This is a genomic window from Microbispora sp. H10836 (assembly GCF_012999525.1).
Lineage (GTDB): Bacteria > Actinomycetota > Actinomycetes > Streptosporangiales > Streptosporangiaceae > Microbispora.
The window spans coordinates 360,921-378,380 of sequence record NZ_JABBWU010000005.1 but is presented as its reverse complement, the minus strand read 5'-3'; the positions used below and the strand labels follow the sequence as shown (position 1 = coordinate 378,380).

The window sequence follows — 17,460 nt, the reverse complement described above, 5'->3', positions numbered from 1 at the left end:
GATAAGACAGCAGTCGACCAAAATCCGATGCCCCAACCGGGAGCCTCGTTGCTGTCTTACCGTGCCTCGATTCCACTGTCCAACCACACCCTGATTCGCCTGGCCGAACTCATCCGCCACCCGGCACGCCGAACGCCGCTCCCGGTGGCGGAAGTCAGACCCAGCGCAGCAGGCGCTACTGGTCCTGGCCCATCTGCGCAATGGCGACCCCCGCCTGGCCGCCGGTTTCGCCGTGGGGACCACCACGGCCTGGCGCTATTGTTCGCGAAGCCGTCGACCTCCTGGCCGCCCTGGCCGACAATGTGCACGCCGCCGTCGCCGTTGGAGACTGGGTACTCCTCGTCGAGGCCCACGGTGGGCTTGGCGTCACCGAAGAGATCATCATGCCGCTGTCGGCGGGCACCCGTCTCGTCTCCCACTTCTACCTCGACGTCGACGGCATGGACTACTTCTACTGGATCAACGACGGGGCCGAGCGCCTCACCGGGATCACGATGACGCCGCAGCTGCTGGAGGAGTCCACCTACCTGTGCGGAGTCGTTCCCGGATCGAGGTGAGCAGAAGCCACCGTCCACGGCCCCTGCGGGTTGGCCGCGGACGGTGGATCACTTCGCTGCACGCTCCTGCAGGCTCCACGGGGGCACTGTTCTCCGCAGGCCTGCCGTACCAGGCCATGAGGATGAAAAACCTCAAGGTCGAGCTCTTGTGCCCTATGTGCTGCCTGGGTGGTCGCTCGTCGAGTCCCGTAGAAGAGCCTCAGGTATCACGCGAACCTGATCAGCGGCCGCGCGCGAAGGAGAACATGCTCCGCAGTCGGCTTCCCGTCAAGGGGAGCGTCCATACTGAGAATCTTCTGGTGCAGTCGCTGCACTGCTAAGGCTGGCTCGACACCGAACTCCTCTGCCAGCCCACGGCGCAGACGGTTGTAGACCTCAAGCGCTTCAGGCAGACGGCCGCTACGGTGCAACGCGAGCATGAGTTGCGCATGGGGCCGCTCCCGCATGGGGTGGAGGCGTGTCCAGGAGAGTAGTTCGCCGATAACCTCGGCGTGTCGCCCCAGGATAAGCCGGACGTGAAAGAGGTCCTCGGTCAGCATGTTGAATTCTTCGGAGAGCCGGTCATGCCAAGCTGCCAACTCTCCATCGCAGGTCAGTTGCTGAAGAGGTTCGCCTCGCCACAGCTTCAAAGCAGCTTCGAAAACCTGTAGCGCGGACGAATGCCTTCCTTGGGAAAGCGCATGCCGTCCCTGGGCGGCCAAACCCTCGAAAATTGTGGCGTCCAACTCATTTTCGGCCGCTTGTAAAACGTATCCGCCGAGTTCGGTGCTCAGGCGTCCTTGCGGCAGCAGGCGCCGCAACTGAGTGATGTAGGTCTTGAGATTGCTCCCTGCGGAGCGGGGCGGCCTTCCATTCCATAGCTGGTCGATCAGCCAGTCCGTCCGGACTGGACTGTTCCGACGTAGTAAGAGAAGCGCGAGCAGGTGAAGGTGCTTGCTCCGCGTCAAGCTGATCGGGTGACCGGTGTCGCCAGTGAGCCCTATCCGTCCCAAGACGTTGAACTGCACGTCCTCCCCCAAGTGACCGAATCATCCCCTATTTTCCCCTATAAGCCCCCCGTAAAGATAGTTGGCCGACAAGGCGAAGGCAAGATCTTTTGGGGAATCTCTGTGTGCCGGAAATGTGCCCTTGGTGTGCCGTCCACCCTTACCGTCCTAGGAACGATCCACAACTCTGTCCTAGGAGTGTCGGTGGTCCACTTACCTGTCCGTAAACGTTATGTCCTCTTAACGGTGGTGGCTTTAGCGCTGGCGCCGGCCTACGCGTTGCCTCCACCTCAGGCGGCGGCAGCGCCGGTGAAGGCTGCGCCGAAACAGGAGACGGTTACCGAGCGCCCGGACCGCGTGTCAGCCGCCTTGTCCGCACGTCTCCAGAACAGCCGCGTTCTGGTCAGCGGCGAGACGACGGAAACGAGCCTTACTTACGCGAACACAGACGGAACGTTCACGACTGAGACTGCGAGCGGCCCGGAACGTGTTCGGCAGGACGGCACGTGGGTCCCTGTCGACACCCGACTGGTCACCGCGGACGGCGTGTTCAAGCCAAAGGCCGCCAAGGCTGTCCAGGAGTTCTCCGCGGGAGGAACAGGGCCCTTCGCCAAGCTCGTCCAGGGCACCGGGAAGTCGATCGCTCTCTCGTGGCCGACGACTCTTCCTGCCCCCAGGATCGAGAAGAACACGGCTACCTACGTCGACGCCGCCGGTTCTGGCGCCGACCTGGTGGTCACTTCTCTCGTCACGGGTATGCGGTTCGACATCGTCCTGCGGAAACGCCCAACCACGCCGGTGTCCTACGAGATTCCAATCACGCTCAACGGCCTGACACTCGGCGCGGCCGGCGGACGGCTCGAGTTGCGGGGCGGCAAGGACAAGCTGGTCGCGGCGACGAGCAAGCCCGCCATGTGGGAGGCCGGGACGACAGGTCAGGCCGGTGCGGGTCACGACAAGCCTCGCGATCGCGGTCGTCCCGGCAAGATCAGCGGCGAGCTGGCCACGCGGAACGGGAAGACCATGCTCGTGGTAACTCCCGACGCCGGATTCTTGTCGGACCCCACTACCAGTTTCCCCGTGACGGTGGACCCCTCGGTCGTACTGCCGATCAGTGGTGACACCGACGTCGACAACATCTTCGACTGGAACAACGCCAGCGGATCCTTCATGAAGGTCGGCGTGGACACCGGCGGTGAAATCTCCCGGGGCTATCTCAAGTTCGACACGGCCGGGCTGCCCTCCAGGGTCACGTCGGCGACGTTGAAGATGCGCAATATGGACGCCCCTTCCTGCGGTACGGCTGTAGGCAACGGCATTCAGGTCCGCCAGATCACCAGCAACTGGGACGTCAACACAATCGACTGGTCACCCCAGCCAACGAGCACCACTACCAATGCGGTGACCTCAAAGGAGGGCTCGCAAGGATACGTGGCCGGAGAGTGCGGCTCTGGCTACATGTCCTGGAATGTGACCAGCATCGTCAATGCCTGGGTTTCGGGCACCGCCAACTACGGGCTCGTCCTGCGTGCACCGTCGGAGTCGACGATCGGTTACTGGGTGTACTCGACGTCTGAGGAGACGGTGGAGTTCAACTACCCACCCAAACTGATCGTGACCTACACGGTCGCTCCCACAACCGGCACCCTGTCGGTCAGCCCGTCATCCGGCGCACGCACCAATTCACTCACCCCGACTTTACGGGCGCAGCTCAACGACGCCGATGGCGGCACCTTGAGCGGCAACTTCGAGGTACAGCGCAGCGGGTCGACGATCTGGACCGGCACCGCCACGGGTGTCGCGGCGGGCGGCGACGCCGTCATCCAGGTACCGTCCGGAATTCTCGCGAACGGAGACCAAATCAACTGGCGCGTCCGCGCCTATGACGGTGCCTCCTATTCGGCCTACAGCGACTGGCAGGCTCTGACGATCGACACGAGCGTACCCATTCCACCTGGCATCACCTGCGTCGACTACACCTCTGGCGTGTGGACGGCCAAGCAGACCGACCCGGTGGATTGCACCCTGGACTCCACCTCTCCCAATGTCGCCGGCTACTCCTGGCATCTGGACGATGATGTGGCCGCCTCGGTCGCCGGCGACCCCGCGACGGTAACCATCGACCCCGCCGACGGCTGGCACACCCTCACCGCGACTGCCGTCAACGCCGCAGGAACGGCATCGTCGGTGGCGACGTATTCCTTCGGAGTGGGAGTGGGCGAGGTCACGAAGCCCGCCACCGGGGACAGGACCCACGCCGCGCTGACTCTGGCTTCTCGAGCTGAGCCTGGCTATACCCAGGTCCGGTACGAATACCGCAGTGATGTGGATGACGACAACGCATGGGCGGCGATTCCGGTAGCGGATGTGACCGTACCCGGTTCCTCGACCACGCTCTCCGCTTGGCCGCAGACCCGGACCGACGTGAACGCCGACTTCCCCGACCTGACCTGGAACGTGGCCGCCACGTTGGCGAGCCGTGGCGACGGGCCCGTTGAGGTGCGGGCATGCTTCGTCGGCAGCCCCGAGCAGTGCTCCAACCCTGTGCTGGTCACACTGGAGCGAACCGCCTTCGGCGCATCGTACGGGACCAAGGCGCTCGGCCCGGGGGCCGTGTCGCTGCTTACGGGCGACTACTCCCTCCATGCGGGAGACGTGAGCGCGGATGATCTCGCGGTGTCCCGTGGCCACACCACCCTGGCTCCCGCCGCGAGCGGCGTCTTCGGGCGGGGATGGACGGCGTCCTTCCCCGCCGGCGCGTCGAGTGTCGCCGGAATGACCTTCACCGACCACTCCGCAGACGGCTACGTACTGCTGAAGGGATCCGACGGCAGCGAGTTGGCCTACGTTGCGCAGAGCGACGGCTCCTTCAAGGGCACAGGCGACAACGCCGACGGTTCGAAATTCCTGAAAGACAGCGCAACCCAGTTCACCCACGTCGACTCCGCCGGCGTGCGAACCGTGTTTACCTCGGCCAACGGCGTCTGGGGTGTGACATCGATCGACGAACCCGGCAGCGACAACACTACGACATACTCGCGGGATGGCCAGGGACGCGCCACCCGGATGCTCGCACCCGTACCAGCTGGAGTCGACTGCTCGGCCACGCTTGTCGCCGGATGCCGGGCGCTGAACATCACTTACGCGAGCGCAACCACCGCGACGGGCGTAGCGTCGGGGTGGGGCGACTACTCCGGTCAGGTGAAGTCGATCAGCTTCACTGCCTTCGATCCGGTCAGTTCGGCCATGAAGACGACCGTCATGGCGACGTACGCCTACGACTCCACCGGCCATTTGCGTACTGTCACCGATCCGCGAAGCGGTCTCGCGACAACCTACTATTACACCGGCGACGGCAGGGTTTCGCAGCTCACCCCACCAGGTCTGGCGGCCTGGACGTTCGCCTACGACACAAGCGGCAGGCTCGCCCACGTGTCCCGGACGAGCCCACAAGGTGAGCTCACCCAGGCGGTGGCCTATGGGGTGCCGATCGGAGGGACCGGGGCGCCGGTAACCCTGACCAGTGCGGTCACATCGACCTGGGGGCAGTCCGTCGACCTGCCGCGGATCGGTGCGGCCGTCTTCCCCGCCTCCCGTGTCCCCGCCCGGAACAGTGCCGGCGAATATACGCCGAACAGCGACGACTACCCTTACGCGTCGCTGACCTACCTCGATGTGAACGGCCGCGCCGTCAACACCGCGAACTACGGCGCGGGGGCGTGGCAGATTTCCACCACCCGTTACGACAGCAACGGCAACACCGTCTGGTCGCTGTCGCCCCCTAACCGTGCACAAGCACTGAGCCCAACCATCGACACCGACGCCTATGTGTCGGGCCTCACGAGTTCTGTCGAACGGGCCAATCTGCTGGCGTCTGCCACGACTTACACCAACAATGGCAGAGTGTTAACTCAGACCGGCCCGGCTCATCAGGTCACCCTGGCGTCCGGATCGGTGGCACTCTCGGCCCGGCAGCAGATCACATTCACCTACGACGAGGGCGCGCCTGCGGACCGAGTCGGTGCCGGTTTGGTGACCACCCAGGTCACCAAACCGCTCATCGTGGCCGGAACCGCCTCTGTCACCAGTGCCGATATTCAGACGGTCAAGACTGGATACGATCCCATCGCGGCCGGGGACACCAGTGGCTGGGAACTGTATCTGCCGACGAGTGTCACCACCGTGGTTCCCGGCGGCACTGACACTGTCATCAAGACCCGTTACGACGCTGCCGGGCGCGGGATCGAGCGGCGTATGCCCGCCTCATCGGGCACAGACGCGGGGACCGCGATAACCACCTACTACAAGGCGGGCAGTAATACCGTCAGCGCTTGTGGTAACAAACCCCAGTGGGCAGGCCGGGTCTGCCGTACCTCCCCCATCGCTCAGCCGACCGGTACTGCTCTCCCCATCAAAACCACCACCTATGACTATTACGGCCAGGCGGCGCAAATAGCCGAGGACAACGGCAGTGCTGTTCGCACCACCACACTCACCTTCGACAACGCGGGTAGGGTACTGAGCAAGTCGTTGGCCGTCTCCCCTGCATCATCGGGCGGGACACCGGTCCCTGTCGTCACCTACAGCTATGACAATGCGACAGGATTGGCACTCAAGGCCAGCACCAGCGGTGCGGAAATCACCGCCACATATGACTCGCTCGGTCGGATCACGTCTCAAACCGACGCCAGCGGCAACACCGCAACAACGACCTACGACGCCGCCGGACGAGTCTCCACCACGGGGGACGGAAAGGGCACGACGACCTATAACTATGACGGCTCCGACGCGAGTGGCCTGGCCGAGCGTCGTGGTCTCGTCACCAAGCTGACCACCGAGGCGGGTGTCTTCTTCGGTGCGTACAACCCCGACGGGCAGCTCACTGTTCAGGTCTACCCCGGCGGTCTGACGGCGAGCAACAGATACGACGCCGTCGGTGAGCGAACCAAGCTCACGTACGTCCGTAACAGCTCAACCTGGCTGGACTACACCCTTCGCTACGATGCCCACGGCCGTGTGGCCCAGCAGTCGGGGACCGCGGGTGGACAGGTATACAGGTATGACGGAGCGGGCCGGCTGACAAAGGTTGCCGACACCTACGCCGGTTCCTGTACTACTCGCGTCTACGGATTCGACCTCAACAGCAACCGGACAAGTCTGGCTAGCTACCCCGCCACCGGTGGTGGAGGCTGCTCCACGTCTACGACAGCGTCCACCAACACGCAATCTTATGATGCGGCGGATCGAATCACATCAGCAGGATACGGTTACGACGATTTCGGCCGCACCATGACGATACCCGCCGCGGATGCCGGTGGGACTGCGCTGGATGTCGCCTACTACGCCAATGACATGGTCGCCAGTCTCAGTCAGGACTACACCACCAAGTCCTACGACCTGGACCCACTCGGCCGGATAACATCCAGCACGATCAGCGGGCAGTACGCCTCCGGGACCACTGTCAATCACTACACCGACGACGGAGATTCCCCCGCGTGGATCACCGAGAGCGATGGCAGCTGGACGCGGAACATCGTCGGCCTCGACGGGCTCGCCGCCACGCTCACCAGCGCGGGGACGATAACTCTTCAACTCGCCAACCCCCACGGCGACATCGTCGCCGTCGCCGACCGGCTCGGCAGCGGCGTCAGCGCTTACTTCGAGCAGACTGAGTACGGAGTCGCTCGCCGCGACAACACGACGTCTCCCGCCCGATACGGATGGCTCGGCGGCTCACAGCGCTCTGGCGAGACTCTTGCGGGCCTCATCCTCATGGGGGCGCGTGTCTACAATCCGCGGACGGGTCGTTTCCTGTCGACGGATCCGGTCACGGGTGGGAGCGCCAACGCCTATGACTACGCCAAGCAGGACCCGATAGGAAACCTCGATCTCGACGGCACGGAATACTGCATCAGGCGCGCCGAGTCCCCGGGCTGGATCTATTGGGGCGTGGACATCTACATCAACGCCTGCATCAAGTCCGGAAAGACATACTTCAACAGATATTCCAGTTACTGGGAGTTCGACAACTGGGGTACCCTGGGCTTCGCTTCGTACGTCACCTCAAAGTCCGGCGCGAATCCTCCAACCGATACCACCAGAACGTGGTATCTATATGGTCGGGCAAAGTTCAAGGCGGGCGTAAAAATCCCCTTCACCAACGTGGCGGCCGGTGTGCAGGTTGGCTACATCAACTACGCGGCAACCCTGTACGTCAAAAACAAAACGACCATCACCTACAAGGTGACCGACTGGAAGATTTACAGCATGCTGTAGCAATGGCCCTGGGATAGCGGCGACAGAAGATACCGATCAGGGGCGGGACGGAGTGGAGCTCCGCATCCCGCCCCTGTGTGATGCATCAGGCCTGGATGCGTCACGTGTTCTGCGGATAGGCGGCAATGATGAATCCTCGCGCGCGCAAGCGACTCGTGCGACCGCTGTCCATATTTCTGGACCTAATCCTTTGGGGCACTGCGGCGGTGATCCTGATGGTCGTCGCCGGAAGCATCGTGGGGCTGCGACTGGAGTGGCGAATAGGCGGACTCGGGAGCTCTCGGGCCTGCGTGGAGTTGCCGGTGGACGACACATATTCCGCGGAGTCGAGGATCGGCCTGCCGGCCAGTCGGGCACCGGCGGCGGGTGTCGAGGTGCGCCCCGATGTCATCTCGGTGTGCAAATCCACTCCCACTGCCAGGGAACGCTGGCTCAGTGGTCTCGCGGAATCGCCAGGCTTCTTACTGACGCTCGGAGTGCTGGTGGGGCTCAGAATCCTGCTGGCCAAGATGCGGCGACGAGGGCTTCGTGACGCGTCCATTCCGAAATTCGCACGAAGATTCGGTGTTTTTCTGATCGTGGGCGCCCTTTTATTCCCCGCCGCGGCACAGCTCGGGCGGATGGCGTTCGTAGGCGCGGTCGTGACAGATGGAGTCGCAGGGGCAGCGCTGACGCCGGATATCTGGGATCACGCCCGTTTCGACCTGGTGGGCGGGATCGATTACGAGATCGCGCTGCTGGGACTGGTGATTATTTGGGTGTCAAAAATACTGCAGTATCGGATGTCGGAAACAGATGACGCCGTCAGTAGGAACGACCCAGGCCTTGAGCTGTGACGGTTCTCCTTCTCTACATCCCGGTCGATGACGTGCGGAAGCAATCGTCAATACCTGTGGATCAAGATCTCTAAGCGGCTATCGATTGGTCCTCGATAGCCGGTGATTCCTCAGGCCGCTCGACAAGCTTGCCTTGGACGAACGTCGCCCCGGCGTGGACCAGGGCGACCAGGTGAGAGCGCGTTGACCGCACGCCAGCGCTTTTGCGCCGACTCGATAAGCTTGAAGGCCATCGCGAGCCCGGCAGCACGCGAGCCCGGCCCTTGGTGACCTTGGTCCGGTGCCGGACGGTGGCGAAGGTGGACTCGATGGGGTTGGTGGTGCGCAGGTGTACCCAGTGCTCGGCCGGGTAATCGTAGAAAGCGAGCAGCTCGTCGAGGTCGTCGACCACCTTGGCGACTGCCTTACTTGGCGCCGTAGGCGGCCCGGAAGTCCTCGACCGCGCGCCCGGCGTGGTCCTTGTCCTCGGCGTTCCAGATCTCCGCCAGCGCCTTCTTGGCCCCCGGGTGCGCCGACTTCGGGAGCGCCCGAGAAATCTCGTGAAACCAGCATCTTTGAGCCCTGGTCTGTGAAAACACCTCGCCCAGTGCGAACCAGAAGCCGAGCGCGCCGTCCCCGATGGCCAGCACCGGCGCCCGCATCCCGCGCCGCCTGCAGTCACGCTGCAGGTCGGCCCATGACTCGGCCGACTCGCGGTAGCCGTCGGTCAGCGCGACGAGCTCCTCGCGGCCGTCGGCGCGTACGCCGATCATCACCAGCAGGCACAGCTTGTGCTCCTCCAGTCGGATGTTGACGCGGATGCCGTCGACCCACAGGTAGACATAGTCGACTCCGGACAGGTCGCGGGCGGCGAAGGTGCGCTGCTCGGTCTTCCAGGTCTCGGTCAGCTTGGTGATCACCGGGGCTGACAGGCCCGCCGTCGAACCGAGGAACTGCCCCAGCGCGGCCCTGAAGTCCCCCGAGGACAGGCCATGCAAGTACAGCAGCGGTAGCACCTCGGTGAGCTGGGGCGTCTTGAGCGCCCAGGCGGGCAGGATCGCCGAGGAGAATCGCATCCGCTGGCCCGTGGCCTCGTCGATGCGCTTGTCGTTGATGCGCGGGGCCTTCACTTCGATCGCTCCGGCCGCGATGAGGATCTCGCGCGGGGTGTGGGAACCGTTGCGCACGACCAGGCGACGGCCCGCCTCGTCGCGCTCGTCGGCGAAGGTGGCGATGTAAGCGTCGACCTCAGCCTGCAGGGCAGCGGAGAGCATCTTGCGCGCGCCCTCGCGCACGAGCTGGTCGATCAGCGAGGACGAAACAGGCGCCGGGGCGTCGTCGCCAGCGGACAGTTCGGGCACTACGGTAAGCGGCACGGGTGTGCCTTCCCGACCGACGTTGGCGTGTCGGCCTTATCTCGAAACCATGATCAAATGATTCGGGAAGGTACACCCTTCCCGGCAGGTCCACAGGTTTCGATCATTGCTCGACGTGTGTCCAGTCGGTCACCGACAACTAGATGCTGACGGATGGGTACTTCGGGGCGTGACGTACCATCGAGGACGCTCGTGAGGAGGGCCGTCCACACCCAGGTGGGAGATCATGTTCCGCACGCTGATGAAGTCGAAGATCCACCGCGCCACCGTCACGCAGGCCGATCTGCACTACGTCGGCTCGGTGACGATCAGCGCGGACCTGATGGCCGAGGCGAACCTCGTCGAGGGTGAGAAGGTCGACATCGTCGACATCGACAACGGCGCCCGCCTGTCCACGTACGTCATCGAGGGCCCGGCGGGCTCCGGCGTCATCGGTATCAACGGCGCCGCCGCCCGCCTCATCTCGGTCGGCGACCTCGTGATCATCATCGCGTACGCGCTGGTCGCCGAGGAGGAGGTCAAGGCGCTGAAGCCGCGCGTCGTCTTCGTCGACCGTGACAACAGGCCGATCCACGTGGGCGACGACCCCGCCGCCGTCCCCGACGGCACGGGTTTGGTCCCCGGCGACCTCGCCCCGCCCGCCCTTCCCTGACCCGCCCGCCGGCGTGTTCCGCCACTTCGCCCACGCTGTTGGCCCGCTGAGGAAGCTCGCCGCCGTGCCACCCGCACCCAGGCACGGCGGCGATACCTAAGGATCGCAACGCACTGTATTTGGTGCGTTACTCTTTGGCGTGTGACCCCCGCACCTGCCACGACCTACACTCGCGACATGAGTGAGAACGCGTTCGAGGTGCCGCTGGACGAGGCCGGTGGCCACCTGCCCGACGTCATCGCCACCGCTGCCCAGCGCCACACGATCGCCTATCTCACTGATCAGGGTCGCCGAGTCGCCGCGATCATGCCGACGGACGAAGCCTGGTACTGGACGCCCGGGTGGCAGGAGGCCGAGGCCGAGGCCGATGCCGATATCCGAGAGGGCTGGACTCGTTCCTTCGACAGCATGGACGATCTCTTCGCGGAAATAGACGCGGTCCGCGGAGAAGACCTTCGGTGAGATTCGAGCGCACGGCTGGCTTCCTCCGAGACGCGGCCCGGCTTCCTCCAGAGCACTACGCGATGTTCAGAGCGCTGTCCACAAATACTTTGTTCCGGCGTTGGAGCAGGGAGCACACACGGGCCGCGTCCCCTGGCCAGTACGTCTACGCATCCATAAACTCACCAGCACCCGGGTCTACTCGTTGACTTGGAACTTCGCCTCGCCTGACGGCAGAGCGACGTTCGAGTTCGACACGGCCGATGACGGTTCACCCCTCCTCCTCTGGCGCCGCATCGGTGATCATTCTATTTACGACCGCCCTTGACGTCGGCTTATGCCAGTCCGGGCGGCTGGGGCTGCCGCGTCCGGCGTAGGTGTGTCGCCGTCGGTACGGTCGCAGGCTCGCAAAGCGGAGTAACGAGTGCCATGACCTGGCGCGCGCGATGGGGGCGCTCGGGCGGCACGGCCGGCTTCCAGCTGAATGAGGTGTGATCGGCGGGCAGCGCGGGGTGTCAGAGGAGGGTCATCTGGCCGGAGCCCGCGAGGGGGTCGCGGTGCTTGCGCAGGTGCCGCCACCGGGGCAGGTCGTCGAGGTAGGACCACGACAGGCGGTGGTGAGGTGTCGGGCCCGTCTCCGCCAGCGCCTGCTGGTGGACGGGGGATGGATAGCCCGCGTTGGCGGCGAAGCCGTACGCCGGGTGCTCCTGGCCGATCTCCGCCATCAGCCGGTCGCGGTGGACCTTGGCCAGCACCGACGCGGCGGCCACCGACACCGAGCGCTGGTCGGCCTTGACCTCGCACCGCACCCGCCACGGCCGGCCGAGGAAGTCGTGCGCGCCGTCGAGGAGCACGACGTCGGGCCGCAGCGGCAGGGCCTCCAGCGCCCGGCACGCGGCCCGGCGCAGCGCCTCGGTCATGCCGACCTCGTCGATTTCCTCCGGGCCCGACTCGCCGTACGCGTGACAGGTGAGCCAGTCGGGCAGGACCGCGGCGAACGCCTCACGCTGCGCCGGGCCGAGCAGCTTGGAGTCGGTCAGCCGGACCGTGCGCTCCCCGCGTCCCGGCAGCTCGGGCGGCGGGCCGAAGGCGGTGACGGCGGCGCAGACCACCGCCGGGCCCGCCCACGCGCCGCGGCCGACCTCGTCCACGCCCGCGATGTGGACCGCCCCCGCGGCACGCAGTTCGTTCTCGATCTCGTATCCGGCCGCCCGCCGTGGCGGGACGGCGGGCACGGAGTCGGCGGGGTCAAGCCCGGGCAAGGCGTCGGTCATCCCGCCATCATTCCAGGAGCCCGCACGCCGATCCCGGCAGTTCAGTCCGACAGTTCAGTCCGAATCGCCGATCTCGTAGATGTCGACACGCCATGGCAGGTGCGCGCGCACCGGCTCCCACCGTTTGAGGTCGGCGGCGAGGACGGGGAAGGCGAGATACCGGGCCACGGCCACCGTGTGCGCCGCCGCCATGTCCTGCTGCTCCGTGAGGTGCGCCGAGACCGCCGACAGGCGGAGCACGTCCTCGGTGGAGGCGATCGGCTCCAGCCGGACGTGCTCCAGCCGGTGGATCATCCCGTGGACGGCCTCGGTCTGCGCTTCGCTCAGGGTGTGCTGGGCCGCGGCGAGAGTGATGACGGGGACGCTCATGCGGACGGCGTGCTCGTCCAGGGCCGCGACGAGATTCGCCACCACCGGATCCCCTCTGCCGAGTTCGCTTATCGTGACGTCGTCGAGGACGTATCCGACACTCATGGGGTCGCGGGTCGCCGCAGGTGCTCGATCGCGCCCTGTGCGATGCGTTCGGCCTTGGCCACGGCGTCGGGGTCCGCCTTCGCCCGTGCGAGAAGCCCTTCGAACGCCAGCCGCTGGCGGAGCCGAAGTGTCTTGTGCTCTTCCAGAAGCTGGGTCAGCACGTCGGCCAACGTGGTGCCGCGTCCTCCCTGGTTGGCCAGCTCGTTGAGCTCGTCGCGAATCGCTTTGGGAACCTTGATGCTGGTCATGTCAGCAGTCATACCAGAATTCTACCGGGTAGAATATCGGTATGCCAGATCGGTTGATGGCGGTGCGGGGAGGGCGATGTCGCCGGCCGCCGGCCGCCCGGCGCGTCCATGGAGGGACGCGCCGGGCCGTCGGCGGGATCAGGAGCAGGTGGTGCCGTTGAGGGTGAAGGCGGTCGGCTTGGGGTTGGCGCCGGTGTAGCTGCCGTTGAAGCCGATGTAGACGGACTGGCCGGCCTTGATGGTCCTGTTCCAGTCGAGGTTGGTGGCGGTGACGTCGGTTCCGGTCTGGGTCCAGGTGGCCGACCAGCCGGGCGGATTGATCTTCTGGGTGCCGGGGAAGGCGAACTTCAGGGTCCAGCCGTTGACCGCCGTGGTGCCGGTGTTGGTGATCGTCACGGCCACGGTGAACCCGCCGTCCCAGGTGGTGGGCGCGTACGTCACCCTGCATTCGGTATCGGACGACGGGGACGGGCTGGGCGAGGACGTTCCCCCGGGTTGCGCGACGGCGGTGTACGGCGCCGAGGGGATGCTCAGGTTGCCGGCGGCGTCGCGGGCCACGACCTGGAAGGTGTACGACTGGCCGCCTTCGAGGCCGGTGACGATGTCGCGGGGGGTGGCGTTCTCGCCCTCGTAGGCGTAGCCGTGGTCGGTCCGCCGGAACAGGTCATAGCGGGGCGGGACGCCGCTGTCGTCGGAGACGGTGTTCCAGGAGAGGAAGACTCCGCCGGGTACGGACATCCCGCTCACGGTGGCCAGTCCGGTCGGTGTGCCGGGCGGAGTGGTGTCGGTCCCGGGGCTCGGGCTGGCGGTGGGCGGTTCGACCATGGCCCGCTGGCGGACCATGTCGGAGGGTGCGCTGAGGTTGCCCGCGGCGTCCTTCGCCACGACATAGAACAGGTAGTCGCGTCCGGGGGTGAGATCGCCCACGATCGCGAGGACCTTGTCGTCGGTCTGTGCGGAGACCTGGGCCGGCACCCGGCTGAAGGCGCCGTCGATCCATGCGTACACCTCGTAGCCGGAGACGGCCACATTGTCGGTGGAGCGGGTCCACGTCAGGCCGGCCGCTCCGTTGACGAAGACGCTGTACGGCCCCGGGCCCTCGGGACGGGTGGGCGGGGTCCGGTCGATCGGGGTCGGACTGGGCGGGGGACTGGACGGCGGCATGCCGCTGAGGTAGTTCGCGCTCGCCGTCAGTTCGTTGGACGGCGGGCCCGCGTTCCCCGCCGCGTCCCTGGCGACGATCCGGAACGTGTACGACTGCCCCAGGGTGAGGCCGCTGACGATGGAACCCGTGCCGGTCGTCGTACGGATGGCCGAGAAGACGCCGTCCTGCTTGACCTGGACGTCGTAGCCGGTCACCCCGACGTCGTCGGTCGCGGCGCCCCAGCACAGCGACACACCGATGCCGAGGCCCGACCCGGGCGCGGCGGGCAGCGGGCAGTGGAACAGCGTTCCCGGCACGCTGGGCGGGGTGGTGTCCGCGGTGCCCACGGCAGGCGCGGCGGACGCGGCGAGCGCGAGGCCGGCGCCCAGGATCGCTGCGGCCGGACGGAGACCCTTGACGGGCATGTGGTTCACCTTTCCGATGGGGGCGGCCCGGCGCATCGGGGGGACGCGCCGGGCCGTCGGCGGGATCAGGAGCAGGTGGTGCCGTTGAGGGTGAAGGCGGTCGGCTTGGGGTTGGCGCCGGTGTAGGTGCCCTGGAAGCCGATCTGGGTGGACTGGCCGGGGTTGATGGCCTTGTTCCAGTCGAGGTTGGTGGCGGTGACGTTGGTTCCGGTCTGGGTCCAGGTGGCCGACCAGCCGGGTGGGCTGATCTTCTGGGTGCCGGGGAAGGTGAACTTCAGGGTCCAGCCGTTGATCGCGGTGGTGCCGGTGTTGGCGATCGTGATGGTCGCGGTGAACCCGCCGCCCCAGTCGTTGGCCGCGTACGTCACCGTGCAGCCGGCGCCGGCCGAGGGAGACGGGCTGGGAGACGGGGATGGGCTGGGCGAGGGGGACGGGCTCGGTGAGGGGCTGGGTGAGGGCAGGCCGCTCTGGGCGGTCGCGGTCAGCGTGGCCGAGGGCTGGCTGGTGTTGCCGGCCGCGTCCCTGGCCACCACGTAGAACGTGTAGCTCGTGCCGGCGACCAGCCTCTCCGCGACGTAGAGGGTCATCGTCGATGAGCCGATCTTGGTGAAGCCGGCGCCCTGCCTCATGTACACGTCGTAGCCCGCGACCCCGGTGTCGTCGGTCGAGGCGGTCCAGCACATCGGCACCGCGTTCTCGAAGTCCGCCCCGCAGACCCGCAGCCCGGTGGGCGCGCTCGGCGGCGTGGAGTCCACCGGAGACGGCGAGGAGGACGGCGACGGGCTGGGGGAGGGGGACGGGGACGGCGAAGGCGACGGGGAGGCGGTGCCGCCGGGTGGGGTGCCCCAGACCAGCGTGTTCCCGTCGTACACCGGCACGTGGGAGGCCGCCGACGCCGACCAGTCGTTGGCCGGGTCCCAGGCCGCGCCGTTCGGCACCGAGATCCGCAGCTGCGTGCCCCGCTTGTAGAGCTGCGCGTCGCCGGGGTAGATCGGCTTGCCGGTGCAGTCCACTTCGGCGTAGTAGGTGCGCTCCCCGGCGGACGCCGGCCCGCTGACCGTGCAGCCGTTGCTGTCGCCGCCGGTCACCTTCACCTGCGAGATCGAGGTGGAGCCGTCCAGTGTGAAGTAGTAACGCGCCTTGCCCGACTGGAGCACGCGCGGTGGCCAGTTCGACGTGTTGGTGATGGTGACGGTCATGGACGTGCCGTCCACGCCGGTGTAGACGTTGCCGGTCTCGGCGCGGATCTCCTGGTACTTCTCCTCCGGCGCGGGGAAGCCCGCCACCGGCGTCCCGCCGTACTCCTTCGCGAAGCGCGCGAGCACGTTGGTGATGCCGGAGTTGTAGTCGATCGCCACCTCGTTGCGGACGTAGTCCGTACGGCTGTCGGTGTAGGCGTCGGCCTGGTCGGGGCCGCCGGCGAGCGCGCCGTACAGGACGTGCAGGTTCGGGCCGGTGGTGTCGCTCATGTAGCCGAGGTACTGGCCGCTGGCCGCGCGATGGTGGACGTGCGTGGGCGGGTTGGTCCCGAAGCCGACCATGTAGCTGGAGCGGCGGGGATTGTCCCCGAGCGCGTAGTCGACCTGACGTTTGGCGAAGTCGTGGTAGCGCGCGTAGAGCGGGTCCCCGGGCCCGAGATGGTCGGCGTAGACCAGGGCCACCCAGGCGGTGTTCAGCGCCATGCGCAGCGAGGCCCAGTTGAAGATGTAGGCGAGGCCGCCGGGGGTGACCGGCCCCTTCTTGCCCTTGTATCCGGCCGTCCAGTAGTCGAGGTAGCGCCGGACGTCGTCCGTGTACTTCTGCTCACCGGTGAGCGTCGCCATCAGGGCGTAGACGCCGTACTCCTTGTCGTTCCACCCCAGCCCGAAGGTGTACGCGGGCACGGTGGTGCCGCCCGTGCCCTGGCCCACGTCGGGCTCGCTGCCCATCTTCGGGTAGAACTCGCGGGCCTTGTCCAGGTAGCTGCCGGTGCCGGTGGCCCGGTAGAGCCACACGGCCGCCCAGGCCAGCTCGTCCCAGTACATCTTGGTCGCGCCGGGATGGTCGGCGCCGCCCTCCCAGGTCGAGTTGTAGTAGCCGGAGATGCCCGGCACGCAGCTCGTGTACGCCGTGTCCTGGCCGTTCGTGCCCTTGGTCGTGTCGGCGAACGTGAACAGCTGCCTGGCGTGGGTCAGCAGCGTGTCCGCGTACGCCGGGTCGGTCTGGCGGAAGGCCATCGAGGAGGCCGCCATCGCGGCGGCGGTCTCGGCGACGACGTCGGTGCCCTTGCAGGTCGGCGTGATCTTGTAGACGGGCCGCGACATGCCCTTGATGTCGATCACCTCGGGCGGGCCCCAGTACGCGTGGTCCACGCTGCCGTCGCCCACCTGGACGTACAACGTCTCCGGTTCGGGGTGGGCGGCGATCAGGTAGTCGGTGGCCCATTTCAGGTTGTTCAGCATGGGCGTGAGCTGGGTGCCGTACCCGGACCGGTTCTCGACCACCCCCCAGGCCAGCATCGTCGTGGTGAACGCCATCGGGAAGCCGAACTTGACGTGGTCACCCGCGTCGTACCAGCCGCCGGACAGGTCCACCCCGGCCGCCTTGCCGTCGTTGAGCGTGCGGTCGCCGCGCCACTCGACGCGGCTCCAGTCGGGCTTCCTGCCCGACTGCTGCGCCTCGTAGAAGTAGATCGACTTCTGCAGGGCCTCGGTGTAGTTGTACGACCCCGCGGCCTGCGCGGGCGTGGACCCGGGCACGAGCAGGGCGGCCAGCACGGCGGCCACCCCGCCCAGGGACAGCAGTCTCATCGA

Annotated in this window: 11 protein-coding genes and 2 pseudogenes; 6 read left to right on the top strand and 7 right to left on the bottom strand. The window is 66.4% G+C overall.

The genetic code is table 11. The features are described 5' to 3' along the window. Positions 1 to 48 precede the first annotated feature (48 nt). Together HHX30_RS40600 and HHX30_RS40595 are read left to right on the top strand one after the other, a co-directional pair. A pseudogene (locus HHX30_RS40600) lies at positions 49 to 317 on the top strand (transposase family protein); the annotation flags it as partial. After that, positions 303 to 557 (top strand): DUF6461 domain-containing protein, encoded by a 255-nt coding sequence (locus HHX30_RS40595; protein ID WP_311922350.1) that lies wholly within the window; start codon positions 303 to 305, stop codon positions 555 to 557. The pseudogene HHX30_RS40600 and the gene HHX30_RS40595, both read left to right, overlap by 15 nt. A 206-nt stretch (positions 558 to 763) precedes the next feature. On the opposite strand, the gene HHX30_RS13160 is transcribed toward HHX30_RS40595, so the two are convergent. Further along, on the bottom strand, positions 764 to 1,564 hold the full coding sequence (locus HHX30_RS13160) for an AfsR/SARP family transcriptional regulator (protein ID WP_169982173.1): 801 nt from the start codon (positions 1,562 to 1,564) through the stop codon (positions 764 to 766). 183 nt (positions 1,565 to 1,747) lie between these two features. Between HHX30_RS13160 and HHX30_RS13155 the strand changes: the two genes are divergently transcribed. Both HHX30_RS13155 and HHX30_RS13150 read left to right on the top strand, forming a co-directional pair. After that, a complete protein-coding gene (locus HHX30_RS13155) occupies positions 1,748 to 7,819 on the top strand; it encodes a DNRLRE domain-containing protein (RefSeq protein ID WP_169982172.1) in 6,072 nt (2,023 codons plus the stop codon). Between the two features lie 302 nt (positions 7,820 to 8,121). Continuing rightward, positions 8,122 to 8,655, top strand: a complete 534-nt coding sequence (locus HHX30_RS13150; protein WP_169982171.1) for a hypothetical protein — start codon at positions 8,122 to 8,124, stop codon at positions 8,653 to 8,655. Between the two features lie 70 nt (positions 8,656 to 8,725). Here the strand turns inward: HHX30_RS13150 and HHX30_RS13145 are convergent. Continuing rightward, positions 8,726 to 9,995, bottom strand: a pseudogene (locus HHX30_RS13145) (IS256 family transposase). A 241-nt stretch (positions 9,996 to 10,236) separates the two neighbouring features. Here HHX30_RS13145 and panD point away from each other — a divergent pair. Beyond that, the gene (gene panD / locus HHX30_RS13140) at positions 10,237 to 10,662 is read left to right on the top strand and encodes an aspartate 1-decarboxylase (RefSeq protein ID WP_169982170.1); all 426 of its coding nucleotides are present in this window, start codon (positions 10,237 to 10,239) and stop codon (positions 10,660 to 10,662) included. Positions 10,663 to 10,839: 177 nt separating this feature from the next. After that, on the top strand, positions 10,840 to 11,124 hold the full coding sequence (locus tag HHX30_RS13135; RefSeq protein ID WP_169982169.1) for a hypothetical protein: 285 nt from the start codon (positions 10,840 to 10,842) through the stop codon (positions 11,122 to 11,124). A gap of 494 nt (positions 11,125 to 11,618) precedes the next feature. Here HHX30_RS13135 and HHX30_RS13130 read toward each other — a convergent pair whose 3' ends face one another. The 5 genes from HHX30_RS13130 to HHX30_RS13110 form a co-directional block, all read right to left on the bottom strand. Continuing rightward, a complete protein-coding gene (locus tag HHX30_RS13130) occupies positions 11,619 to 12,377 on the bottom strand; it encodes a ribonuclease HII (RefSeq protein WP_169982168.1) in 759 nt (252 codons plus the stop codon). A 54-nt stretch (positions 12,378 to 12,431) separates the two neighbouring features. After that, complete coding sequence (locus HHX30_RS13125) at positions 12,432 to 12,851, bottom strand: hypothetical protein (RefSeq protein ID WP_169982167.1); 420 nt, start codon at positions 12,849 to 12,851, stop codon at positions 12,432 to 12,434. Then, positions 12,848 to 13,111 carry a hypothetical protein gene (locus tag HHX30_RS13120; protein ID WP_169982166.1) on the bottom strand — a complete coding sequence of 88 codons (264 nt, stop codon included), beginning with the start codon at positions 13,109 to 13,111 and terminating at the stop codon, positions 12,848 to 12,850. The genes HHX30_RS13125 and HHX30_RS13120 overlap by 4 nt, the downstream gene beginning before the upstream one ends. A gap of 126 nt (positions 13,112 to 13,237) precedes the next feature. Then, complete coding sequence (locus HHX30_RS41600) at positions 13,238 to 14,668, bottom strand: cellulose binding domain-containing protein (RefSeq protein ID WP_169982165.1); 1,431 nt, start codon at positions 14,666 to 14,668, stop codon at positions 13,238 to 13,240. Between the two features lie 65 nt (positions 14,669 to 14,733). Continuing rightward, the gene (locus HHX30_RS13110; RefSeq protein WP_169982164.1) at positions 14,734 to 17,457 is read right to left on the bottom strand and encodes a glycoside hydrolase family 9 protein; all 2,724 of its coding nucleotides are present in this window, start codon (positions 17,455 to 17,457) and stop codon (positions 14,734 to 14,736) included. Between the last annotated feature and the right edge of the window lie 3 nt (positions 17,458 to 17,460).

Excerpts from the sequence above, each read along its gene's own strand:
- panD (WP_169982170.1), top strand. The coding sequence starts at position 10,237 with ATGTTCCGCACGCTGATGAAGTCGAAGATCCACCGCGCCACCGTCACG.
- HHX30_RS13135 (WP_169982169.1), top strand. The coding sequence starts at position 10,840 with ATGAGTGAGAACGCGTTCGAGGTGCCGCTGGACGAGGCCGGTGGCCAC.
- HHX30_RS13130 (WP_169982168.1), bottom strand. The coding sequence starts at position 12,377 with ATGACCGACGCCTTGCCCGGGCTTGACCCCGCCGACTCCGTGCCCGCC.
- HHX30_RS13125 (WP_169982167.1), bottom strand. The coding sequence starts at position 12,851 with ATGAGTGTCGGATACGTCCTCGACGACGTCACGATAAGCGAACTCGGC.
- HHX30_RS13120 (WP_169982166.1), bottom strand. The coding sequence starts at position 13,111 with ATGACTGCTGACATGACCAGCATCAAGGTTCCCAAAGCGATTCGCGAC.
- HHX30_RS41600 (WP_169982165.1), bottom strand. The coding sequence starts at position 14,668 with ATGCCCGTCAAGGGTCTCCGTCCGGCCGCAGCGATCCTGGGCGCCGGC.
- HHX30_RS13110 (WP_169982164.1), bottom strand. The coding sequence starts at position 17,457 with ATGAGACTGCTGTCCCTGGGCGGGGTGGCCGCCGTGCTGGCCGCCCTG.